Here is an 11,546-nt window from a genome sequence, read left to right on the forward strand (position 1 = left end):
CCGTTCCGAAAAGTTTTTCTCCGCCGGTACGTTATCCGCCCGATTGCCAATTCAAAATCGCGTCGATTGGGTAGACCAGCATCACGACATTCAGCAGCAGTGAATCTCGGATCGTCATCAACAAGGTGACTTCGATGATGACAAACAACGCCAGCGATATTTGCCAACGCAGACGATTCGCCGCCAAGTAACCGAGCAAACACGCGAAAAGATCCGACAAGCTATTGGCGATCGAATCACCGTAGTAGTCCAGTGAAATCGTCGCCGCACGGTAACGATCGATGACCCAGGGCGTATTCTCAAGGATCTCCCAGCCCGCTTCGACCGCCAGTGCGAGCGCCAGGCAAATCAGCGGGGTTAAGACGACCGGTCGACCAAGGATTGAATACGATCGCTGACGCAGTGGCGAAAGTGCGGCGTAGAAAACCAGCCCATGCAGGAAGTGGGTAAACGAGTACGGGTCGACCCAGTGCTGAGAGTTGTGCTGAGAGTAGATCTGCCAGGACCACGGCACGAGACTGCCGCATTGACACCACCAATGGCGCCCCATCGCCAACAAAATGATTGTCATCACGAGGGAGGCGACCGCCCAAATCACGGCGACAGAGACCGATGCGGGCAGGGTCATCGGTGAAGCATGTTTGGGTGGATCTATGGATTGCGGCATCATGCGCCCAAGAAATCGAATCACTAAATGGTGTGCTTAGAACGGAATCAGCCGCTCTTCACTAATAATTCACCAAAAAAAATGTGGTGAGTCTTTAAAGTTGGGGAGGAACGAGCGACTTGTTTGATCGTTAACGGTGTAATCAAGCGCATTTGATTCACACCACCTTAAGAGCAGAGTCGGATACCCCAGTGAAGTGCTGGTCATTTATTTACGCTTTGACCAAATTGATCGCGTCGAGACGTGAATCTTAATGCGGATTCGTCGGTTCACCTGACGCGTTTGTCCATGAGAGGTCTTGATAATGTCCGCATGTTCGAACGGTCGACGCGTCCGATCTTGATCCGTCGGCTCAGTTTTGATTCGCATACTCCTAACCCGTTCATTGATCTCATGAAGCTTTTGCTGAGCACTTGTCTCGTGATGACAGCCCTGATCGCCTCGGTCGGCTGTGGTCCTTCGGAGACGACCGTGATCCAACCTCAGGACTATCAGATGAGCGAACAAGAACAGTCCAATCGCGATCGGGAAAAAGAGGCGTTGGCGGCACAACGACAATAGCGTGTGGTGCACCGGTTGCGAAGGTTTGGTGACGGCAGCGAAGCCGATCGGTGATTCTGGCCGTCTGTTATCAATTCCTTTGCTGGTAATCACACAACAGAATTGAATCAAGCTTGATGCCTTGGATCCGAAGTGGCTGATCGCAACCAATAACGTGGGAGCGGATGGCCTGAGGAATAGTGCGGCGGAGACAGGCATGACCGGCGACGTCCAGGATGGAGTTCAGACGTCGATTCCATCGAGAAACTTCTATCCTTTATTTGCTCGACAATTAGGTCTAGGAAACGTCATGATTCGAAAGAGTTCCGGCTCGAGAGGCTTCACACTCGTCGAACTGCTGGTCGTGATCGCGATCATCGGAATTTTGGTTGGCCTGCTATTGCCGGCGGTCCAGGCGGCACGCGAAGCCGCACGCCGAATGAGTTGCAGCAACAATTTCAAGCAAATTGGACTCGCCGCGCATAACTATCATTCCGCCTACAAACAGCTCCCCATGCACATGGGTGGTACGCGGCGTGTTCCGGCTCAGGCGAGTTGGTTTAGTGGCTATGGCGACGACTGCAACATGATGATGTTAAGCGTGTTCGTCGGCCTCACGCCGTTCTTTGAACAACAGGGGCTTTGGGATTCGATTTCCAACCCAAACTCGGTCGACTTGAACAATCCCGGCACGCCACGGACTCCGCCGTGGCCGGCAATGGGACCGACGCCGACCGAAGAAGAAAACGATGTCGTCATCGTCAATACCCGAAACAACGCGTATCCACCATGGATGACCGAGATCCCGACGCTGCGTTGCCCTAGCGATCCGGGGCAAGGTTTGCCGGCGATGGGGCGCAGTAATTATGCCGCCTGTTTAGGCGACGCGTTGCACTACACCGACAACGGTCCGTATTGGTTTAACCTTCGTGGTTGGCCAAAGATCGAAGTCCACACGTCGAGCAACGAAAGTGTACTCGCGTCTTGCCGAGGAACCTTCGTCCCGCGTCGTTCGATGAAGTTCCGCGATATCCTTGATGGTCTTTCTAACACCATCATGATGGGGGAGATCGCGACCGATCTTGGTGATCGCGATATTCGGACGATGCCTCACACGTTCGCACCGGGGACGTTTAGCGGGCTACGTGATAACCCGGTCGGCTGTCGGCCCGATATCGATCCGGAACGCCCTCGTTTCTGGGACCCAAGTTTGACGGACATCGCGGCAGGCAACCAAGGTCGCGGGTTCCGCTGGGCCAGCGGTTGTCAGCCCTACACCGCGATGAACACCATTTTGCCGCCCAACAGTGAAACGTGCATGTCACTCGGCGACACCACCCCCGGTGTACTTTCGGCGAGCAGTCGGCACCAGGGTGGCGTGCATGTGTTGATGGCCGACGGCGCCGTCGTCTTTTTAACCGACTCGATCGAAGCGGGTGACCCGAACATCGGAACCGTCGCGACCTATGGTACGGGACAGCGGGCGCCGGGATCGCAAAGCCCCTATGGGTTGTGGGGATCGCTCGGTACCCGTGCCAACCGAGAAGTGATCACCGAGAGCTTGAATCAGTAGCAGGCATAGGAACCCTCCCAGCCGAAATGGTGGCGGTAGCCATCGTTCCTTTCGTCTCTTTACCAAGCGTCAAACCATCACGCCCGATGGTTTGGCGTTTTTTTATGCCTTGGCGATTGGACAAGCCATCGCCGAATCAATGACGTAAACTGAAATGTCGCGCCCCGGCGTCCGAATCGATGGGCCCTGTCGATCGTCGCCTGTTTTGTTCTGTGCTCGGAGTGTTCCTCCGCCCTTTCTTGTCAAAGCGACATCCCTGAATCACAGCCAGTTACAGATTGCCATCGCCAGCCCCCACGTCTTTATGAGCCACTCGGGCGAATCGAGAAAACGCCGAAAAGTCGCGTCCAAACCTGTTCCGGTGCGAATGAATCCCTGGTTGTTGATTCTGGTCACGCTGGGAACCGCCACGGGTGCGTTTCTCTTTTTCCGCCAAGGTGACCCCGTTGCCGCGATCGGTTTGGTCGGGATCACCGTCACGGCGATGATCGCGTTTAAGATGGGGATTGTCGGGATTCTGTCGAGTCTACTGGGGATCGCCGCGGCGATTTATCTGGCTCCCTCGGCGGCGAGTTTTCTAGAGCCTTATGGCAACGAGTACTTTCAAACGACGGGCTTGGCCAATCGTTTCCTCTGCATCGCGGTCGCGGGTGTCTTGATCTCCATGGTGGTTTCGATGTTGGTCACTGCCGTTTTGGGAGGATCAATCAGTCATCGTTCCCGACTCGCCCATGCAAATCATTACGGCGGCTTCGTATTGGGTGCGGCCGAGGGTGTCGTCTTGGTATGGCTCGTTCTCGGAGGCTTGCTCAGCATGCAGCTGTGGCAACGAGGCGTGGAGATGGAACACAACGCGATCGCGCAGTCAATCGATCAATGGGCGTCACGAACTCGCCAAAGTGTGCTCGGCCCGATCGTTCGCGATTACAACCCGTTCGAAAGAATTGAACCGCTAGCACAAACACAAAAATTTCCCGTCGCGGTACGTGAATTGACTGCCCCCGGTGGCGTCGATCGCTTGCTAGCCGACCCACAAATCCGCGCGCTTGGAAATGATCCTGCAGTCTCCAATGCGATCAAGGCCATCCGATCGGATCCAAAACTCGCAGAAGTCATTCATGGCGGCCAGCCGGTCGGACGCGATGAGCTACTTCATTTAATGAACAGCCCCAGCGTGATGCAGCTTGCCGACAACCCCGAGTTTCGGGCACAAGTTCAACGCGTGATCGAGTCTCGACTGAACGCCTCCGATCCATTCGCCCCCGCCGTTCCAGGTTTGCCATCGGCCGCGCATCGCTAACACTGTTTGAAGCAGAACACACGACGCGAAGGCTCGGGCGACCGTCGGTTCTCTTCCATCCATGTAATACGACGGCTGTCATGGTCGACTATAGACTAATCCGTCGCGCCCGCCCCGTGACCGGCCATCGTTCGATCGCGAGACCACCTTCCACGCGCCAAACGTGGTCGTACAGCGCGACTGTCGGACAGATATGAACCGGCATCCCGTACAAAGTACGCCCGACGGGATAGTCACCGGCACGATTGCTACGCAGCACGAGATGCTCTTCGTTTTGCATGACAAACTCGGCATCCTCAAGCCCTTCAAAAAGAATTCGAGGTGGCTGCATTTCCGCGGCAACTGCTTTGTGGCCGACATCGATGCATATCGTGTTCTCCGTGGGACAACTGATCACACGCGCGAGAATCAACGCGGCATTTTCGAATTCCATTGGTGGTGAAAATGTTGGCTGACCGGCATCCCACAACACCGATGTGCCGGCGCTGACTTCGACATCGACGTCAACATTTTTCCGCAACATCAACTCCGAAGTCGGCGTTCCACAGCCGACGACCTTGGGGATCGACAAGCCATCGGCTTCAAGCTTTTGTCGCCATTGCCAAACCGGCGTGAATGCGTCCTCCATCATCCGCACCACGGTGTCCTTGTCGTGATGATGAATGTGCCCGTCATAGGCATGAATACCCATCGCACGAAGCTGCGGAGATTCGCAAATGAACCGATAGACCTGTTCGGCTAATTCACCGACCACGATCCCGGTGCGATTCATCCCAACGTTGATATCTAAATAGACATCAATCGTTCGCCGTCTGCCTTTTGCGGCGTCCGCCAATTGTTGTGCGATTTTCAGGCAGTCGACGATTGTAGAGAAACGTGTCGCGGGGAACGTTTCAATTAGATCGAGGAATCGATCGATGTTTGGTCCGACCGGTTGATAGGCCATCAAAATGTCTTCACCACCGGCGCCGGCGGTCATTTCACATTCGGCAATGGTCGACGTTTTAAACTTAGCGATTCCCGCGTCACGTTTTAATTGGACGATTTGAGGCAGCTTATGCGTTTTCACATGAGGACGCAGCACCGAGGGATCCCGGTCTCCGGTCCACTGAAGCATTCGCCGCAGGTTTCGTTTGACCCGCTCGACATCGATCAACAGTGACGGAGAAGGAACTTCGTGTTCGTTTTCGATTTTAAACCAGCGCATTCTTGATTCGTTCAATGATTCATTCGCTCAAAAGGGATCGAATTGATCATTCTAGCACGCCGGCGGTGTTCGAGAATCGAACGCACGCGTTGAACAGATATTACAGCTCAGCCGTGACGATCAGCGGCGACCTTGCTGGCTTGGCGGACGAGCTCGACAAAGTCCCGACGGAAGCCACTGGGGTCATCGCCGCTCGCTTGAGACGCTAAACGATGAATCAAGTCAAAATCTGATTCGGGATCCTCAGCCGCGTCTTCATCGACTCGTCTTGCGGCAAGTTGATGCGAAGGGCTTTGCAATAGCATTCCGAACGCCGCGACTGCCGCCGCGAAACGAAAGTCATCCGCTGTGTCTTCGAATGCGGCCCCGCTGTCCTCGGCGCTGACTTCGATTACTTTCGCTCGGTCCTGCTGCGGATCTCGGTATTGCAATCGCAGGGTCATCACTTCGCCGCTACTGGCAAGGTCATTGAATGCGACGGGCGTTTGATAACGCAGTCCTTCGGTGGGCGATGTCGCTACCGATCCTGCGTTTCCATCGTGACGTGGAACGATTTCGTAGAGCGCGGTGACGGAGTGTCCCGACAAAACTTCGTCATTCAAGTCGGTATCGCTCCGGATGGTTCGACCGGTCAGTTGGTCCTCGTAGCCGATCAATCGATAGGCTTTGACCTCGTGTGGGTTGAACTCGATCCGTAAGTCAATGTCTTGGGCGATCACGATTCGCCGAAGCTCGATTTGCTTTAAGAATTGTTCTTGCCCATCGGCACGGTTCTTGATCGCGTGATGTGATCCACTTCCCTTACTGCACAGACGCGACATCAGTTCATGGTCCGCTATCGCGCCGCCAAACTGAAATGCCGAAAAAGTCACCCGGTCGCTTTGCCGCTGAATAAAACGAGACAACGCCCCCGTGTCTTTGATACCGACGTTGCAATCGTCGTCAGTGCAGAGGATGACTCGGTTTGTTCCGCCGGGGATGTAGTGACGTTCGGCAATTTTATAAGCCAACTGAATCCCTTCGCCACGCTTGATATCGCCGCCCCGACGCAATCGGTCGATTGCGTCCACAATGATTCGTTTTTGATCACCTGTCGTGGCGTCGAGTACCAATCCCTTCGCCCCGGCGTAAGCGACCAACGCGATTGAGTCGTCTTTGTCGAGTTGTTCGACGATGGCCATCAAGCCCTGGACCGCCAAAGGCAGTTTTTCTGGCCGATTCATCGATCCCGATACATCGATCAAGAATACCAAGTTCGCCGGGCGACGCCGCTGCTTGACTTCACGTCCTTGAATGCCAATCCGTGCCAGTCGGTGAGACGCGTTCCAAGGACACGAGGCGAGATCCATCTCAATGGCAAAGGCATCCTCGCCTTGCGGGGTCGGGTAGTCGTACTTGAAAAAATTCACCATCTGTTCGACGGCCACATCACTGGTCGAGGGAAGTGTTTGGCGGGCGATCAATTTGCGAATCGACAAGTATGCTTCACGTTCGACATTGATCGGGAACGCCGAAAGAGGTGTCACAGCGGCCGATTCAAATAAGCCTCGACGGTTCGACACCATCGAACGATTGGCTGTCTCGCGAGACGCATAAAACGCGTCATCCATCAGCCGTTCGGTTGCCAGTGTTTCTGCAGCCAGCTCGGTCGCATCGAAGTTGTTATCTGGATTGTCGACCGCGACTTGATCAACCGTTCGACTGTCAGTGTCGCTAACTGTTTGATTAGCGATCGATTGCGTTTCTCCACCCGCCACATTTATCGCTGATGTGGTTTCGTTGGCACGGGTATCGTGTGGACGATTCATCGCGACCCCTTGGTCGTTTTCAACTCCGGAGGTCCCCGGGATGTCAGCTTTGTCAGACGAGGTGACGTCGATGCGGACGACGTTGCGATTTGTTTTGTCAGGGCTATCTCCGGCGTTAACGACCCTTGGGCTCACGGACGATGGATCACCGATCGATGTCACGTCCGATTGCGCGTCCTGCGCGGCCGCTCGAGGTCGCGCGGCCAATTGGCGCTGAAGCGATTGAATCTGTTTTTCGAAAGTCAAGTTTCGCTGAGCAAGCAACCGGTTTTGTCGTTCAATTTCCTGGATCTGCTTTTGCAATTGCTGCGTTTCGGTCTTTGCCGAAATCACTCGGTGCAGCGCCGGGAATGTCAGACCACAGGCCAACAACAGCGAAGCGGCGATCGCCAACGCATAACCAAAAGAATGGTTCGACGATTCATCAGACGTCACCGTGATTGGCGGTACTGGGTTTTGTTCGGCGTGTTCGATCGCCGTCTCGACCGCTTCACGCTGTGGTCTTGGCAACGTGATCGACGTCGTGGCGAATTCGGCGGCCAGTGTTGCGGCAGTTTCACGGATTGTGGCAACGGATGCTCGCACTTCGGCCGAGCTTTCCATCAACGCGGTGAATTCGGCGGCTTCCGTTGGATCGAGTTCACCGAACACAAATGCGGTCGCTTGTTCTTGCAACCACTGGTCGTCTCGAGAGGCGGCGTTGGACGATGTCATTGGACTAGGAATTACTTTCGGAAGGGGCGAGACGTTCACGAACCGTTTTCAGCCCTGTGCTCAAGAGATAGCCAACGTTTCCGACGCTTAATCCGGTCGCATGGCTAATCTCGCGATAGCTAAGACCTCCTTCGATTTTTAACCGGATGACCTCCTGCTGTCGCTCGGGTAGGTTTCCAAGCAGATTCATCGCATCGTTGTATCGTTCGGCCATGTCGGCTTGGGTGATCGGATCTACATCGCGGCTGGGTTCTTTTTCGGCGACGGTGTCTTGTAGTGACTTCATCCGTCCTTCCTTCTTCATGATGTCGAGGGCCCGATTTCGGCAGACGCGAAACAACCATTGCCGCACACGCCCGTCGACCTTGCCGCGTGGCTGCTTACAAAGCCTCAAAAAGACGTCCTGTACCAAATCATTCGCCCGATCACGATCGCCTAATAGATGTTTGGCATAGCCCAGCAGCGCCAGTTCGTTGTCTCGAAACGCTTCGGACAACCAACCGTCACTCCTGCCGTCGGATCGAGACTCGTCCGATCGATCGCGATGATCTTCGTGACGAATCGAACCAACGGAATCATATTTTGGATCGGTCTGCTTCATTGCCTGTTGCAGGCGAAAGATAAGGTTTGCGGATCCTTGCACTTGTTCTAACGATCGAAACGCCAGATCCTTAGAAAAGATTTTTGCCGCGCGGCGTCTGCCAAGTCGCTGCAAAGTCATCGCCAACGCGAACCAAGCGGCCTGTTGGCGATAACGCTCTGCTCACGCATGATCGCCGACAGCCTTGCGACCTGGCTTCGGCCCTCGTACAGGCTTCGGCCCTCGTACAGGCGAGCCGATCCACCATCCTGCGATGCGCTAAAGTGACTTCGGAGACACTTGAAGGCAGATTACTTCGTTGTCGTTGCGGATAAACAGTCGACCTTGATCGACCGCCGGCGCACTCCAGACAACGCGGCGTCCGAAAGCGACCGACGTTGGTTCGATCACATTCGTTCGATCAATTTCTTCGTATCCCTCGGTGGTCAATCGGGCGATGACAAGGTCGCCAAGCTCGGTGAACATCAAATAGCGATCGTCCCCCTTCGGTGCGAGGATGAACGCGGTGGCGGAACGAAGCGGGCGCTCGGCGATCGGCTGGCCGGTTTGCCACTGACGATCACCTGACGGCAATTCGACTCCCATTAAGGCGCCATTCTGATCGAACCCATACAACATTTTGCCGTCCACGATGGGTTGAACGTTGACCGGTGACAATGCGTGCTTATTGATGTCTTGCCAAACCACCGTCGCGGCGGGCTTGCGATCATCCAGTTCCAATAGCAAGTTCTTGTTGGAATAGCCGGCAACGTAGAGATACGTTTTGCCGTCGATTTGTGCGGTCACTGGCGACATGATGATCGAGCCATTGGTCGCTTGGTAAGGTGTCGACCAATACGGTTTGCCTGATTCAGGATCCAAGCTGCTGACCGCGTCTGGGTTGGCAATGATCAATTGGCGAACGCCACCGGCCTGGATGATCGTTGGCGGCACGTAACCTTGCTCGGATGCGGTCCCTTGGCGCCAAAGTTCCTCACCGGTGCGTTTGTTGAATGCGACCAAATGCGACCCCGTTCCGCCGACGACACAAATTAGCTTTTCACCATCGATCAACGGGTGGCTGGCGTAGCCCCAAAGCGCCGGTTTGGTCGAATACTCACGAGGCAGGTTTTTGCTCCATTTGATCTCACCGTCGCTCGCTTGAAAACAAATCAGTTCGCCCTCGGCACCAAGCGTGTACACACGATCGCCATCGACAATTGGGGTGCAGCGTGGTCCGGCTGGATAGGAAATTGAGTAGGAAACCGGGTACGCGTGACTCCATTTTTCCTCACCTGATTGGGCATCGAGACAGCGGACTCGCTCACGGCCGGTAATTTTCTTCCGTTCAAAATTGGGCACGGTACTGTCGGCGCTGGTCTGATAGTCGGCGAGGTAGACGTTTCCACCTTGGACTGCCGGACCGGCATAGCCACCGGCAGCGGGCGCCTTCCACAAAACCGCCGGAGGGACGGCCTGGAAATCGCTGGGTAGCGTCAGATCCGTTGGGCGATTGTCGCGACCTACCCCCATCCAACCCGGCCACTCGGCAAATCCGGTCGAGGAAAGAACGGTCAACAACGCCAACGACATGAACTGACAACCGGCAAACAACCGCATGATTTGATGCCTAAATAAACGGGTAGTACGAGTAAGACCAGCATGGGAGCGTTTCCCTGGTGGAGCGATCTCGATTATAAGCGAACGCGAATCGAGGCGAATCGGCGACACCCATGGAGGGCGGGGTGCGTGGTCCACCCAAAAGTTCTGGCAAAGTAGTTTTCGCCATCACAGCTTCATTCTTGTAAAGTGCGGTGCTACGACCCGCCTAGTACTTCGTTCCGTTTGAGAATATGGGGTTGGCTCGTCAGCCGACGGGCATTGGCCCCGGCTATTGCGCCGAAACCGTGGCAAACGCCATGCGGCTGATTCTAGAATCGAGTTGGAACGGAGCACTTAGGGCCGACTCAGCGAGTCGAATCGGGATACTTTCGCAGATTCCCACCGCACTCCCGAACCAATCCCGGACAGGGAATGGTTTGGTTTTATGCTTAACGCGGTACCGATCGGTTTCAGCGACGGCCCGGTGGCCGATGTTCAAAGTACCTATTGATCCGTTCATGCGGGGTGTTTCGCTAAAGCCCCCCTCTTACGCAGTAAATCGTCCACACTGCAAAATTTAGCCTCGTCCAAAGAAACCGATTCGACCAATATCCTTCTTGCAGCTAGAATGCGGCCCCGCAGGAGCGACAGGGTTTAATTACGGGACACGTAGCAGGACGCCCGACTGGGCCCTCGAATTCTGTCTTGTCTAGGATTTTCATACTTCGTTCGACTGATATTCCGTCTGTGCTTCTCAAACGCTTTTCCGACACGCAGGCCGAAAAAACGACCGGTATCGATCCCCAGCAGGTTGTTGATCTGGGCAGTGGAGACCAAACGGTTCTGTTTCTGCATGGTTTATTTGGATCACCTCACCACTGGCAACAGGTGATGGAGCGGTTGTCCGACCGTTACCGGGTGATTGCGCCGCAATTGCCGGTGGACTATCAACCTGGGCGCCGGCAACACGGAATTAACGCGATCGCTGACCTGAGCAATCAAGTTCGCGAAATGATCGATGCGATGGACATCGAACCATTTGTGATCTGTGGCAACTCGCTGGGCGGTTTGATCGCGATCGAGCTTTGCGCCGGCCAGCCGGATTACGCCAAGGGACTAGTACTCGCCGGAAGTGCCGGGCTTTTCGAACGCAGTCCGATCGGCGGAAGTCGCCCGCGTCCTTCGAAAGAATTCATTCGCAAGACTGTCACCGGAATCGTGCACCGCAAAGAGTTGGTGACCGAAGAGCTGATCGATGACTGGTACACTTCGGTCAGTGATCGTGACTACGTCCGTTTTGTTCTGCGAGTCTCTCGCGCGACACGTGACCGAACGGTCGAGGACGAATTATCCAAGCTTGATCTTCCGACGATGATCATTTGGGGGCACCAAGACACGATCACGCCTCCGTCGACCGGTCGTGAATTTCAACGACGCATCAAGGGCTCACGGTTGGAATTCATCGATGACTGTGGGCACGCTCCCAACTGGGAACAGCCGGAAGCGTTTGCGGACCTGCTGGATGAATTTTTGCCGACCTGCTTCGCCGAATAAA

9 protein-coding genes are annotated in these 11,546 nt (G+C 55.1%); 4 read left to right on the forward strand and 5 right to left on the reverse strand.

The genetic code is table 11. From position 1 onward, the window contains the following. Nucleotides 1-31: 31 nt before the first annotated feature. A complete protein-coding gene (locus tag FYC48_RS05350) occupies nt 32-628 on the reverse strand; it encodes a DUF2585 family protein (RefSeq protein ID WP_235034079.1) in 597 nt (198 codons plus the stop codon). 327 nt (nt 629-955) lie between these two features. Here FYC48_RS05350 and FYC48_RS27615 point away from each other — a divergent pair, with 327 nt between their 5' ends. The 3 genes from FYC48_RS27615 (at nt 956) to FYC48_RS05360 (ending at nt 4,080) form a co-directional block, all read left to right on the forward strand. Beyond that, nucleotides 956-1,228 (forward strand): hypothetical protein, encoded by a 273-nt coding sequence (locus FYC48_RS27615; RefSeq protein WP_160149335.1) that lies wholly within the window; start codon nt 956-958, stop codon nt 1,226-1,228. Between the two features lie 289 nt (nt 1,229-1,517). Beyond that, entirely contained in the window at nt 1,518-2,780 is a 1,263-nt protein-coding gene (locus FYC48_RS05355; protein ID WP_149495561.1) for a DUF1559 domain-containing protein, read from the forward strand. Between the two features lie 367 nt (nt 2,781-3,147). Next, nucleotides 3,148-4,080, forward strand: a complete 933-nt coding sequence (locus FYC48_RS05360; RefSeq protein WP_160149336.1) for a CvpA family protein — start codon at nt 3,148-3,150, stop codon at nt 4,078-4,080. Between the two features lie 88 nt (nt 4,081-4,168). Here the strand turns inward: FYC48_RS05360 and FYC48_RS05365 are convergent, their stop codons facing one another. The 4 genes from FYC48_RS05365 to FYC48_RS05380 form a co-directional block, all read right to left on the reverse strand. Then, nucleotides 4,169-5,287 (reverse strand): D-TA family PLP-dependent enzyme, encoded by a 1,119-nt coding sequence (locus tag FYC48_RS05365; RefSeq protein ID WP_149495563.1) that lies wholly within the window; start codon nt 5,285-5,287, stop codon nt 4,169-4,171. A gap of 107 nt (nt 5,288-5,394) precedes the next feature. Continuing rightward, the gene (locus FYC48_RS05370) at nt 5,395-7,809 is read right to left on the reverse strand and encodes a YfbK domain-containing protein (RefSeq protein WP_149495564.1); all 2,415 of its coding nucleotides are present in this window, start codon (nt 7,807-7,809) and stop codon (nt 5,395-5,397) included. A 4-nt stretch (nt 7,810-7,813) separates the two neighbouring features. Then, nucleotides 7,814-8,530, reverse strand: a complete 717-nt coding sequence (locus tag FYC48_RS05375; RefSeq protein WP_149495565.1) for an RNA polymerase sigma factor — start codon at nt 8,528-8,530, stop codon at nt 7,814-7,816. 138 nt (nt 8,531-8,668) lie between these two features. After that, on the reverse strand, nt 8,669-10,009 hold the full coding sequence (locus FYC48_RS05380; protein ID WP_200836537.1) for an outer membrane protein assembly factor BamB family protein: 1,341 nt from the start codon (nt 10,007-10,009) through the stop codon (nt 8,669-8,671). Nucleotides 10,010-10,738: 729 nt separating this feature from the next. On the opposite strand from FYC48_RS05380, the gene FYC48_RS05385 reads away from it, so the two are divergent. Then, on the forward strand, nt 10,739-11,545 hold the full coding sequence (locus FYC48_RS05385) for an alpha/beta fold hydrolase (RefSeq protein ID WP_160149337.1): 807 nt from the start codon (nt 10,739-10,741) through the stop codon (nt 11,543-11,545). Nucleotide 11,546 lies beyond the last annotated feature (1 nt).

The organism is Roseiconus lacunae (assembly GCF_008312935.1).
In the GTDB taxonomy this organism is placed as follows: Bacteria; Planctomycetota; Planctomycetia; order Pirellulales; family Pirellulaceae; genus Stieleria; species Stieleria lacunae.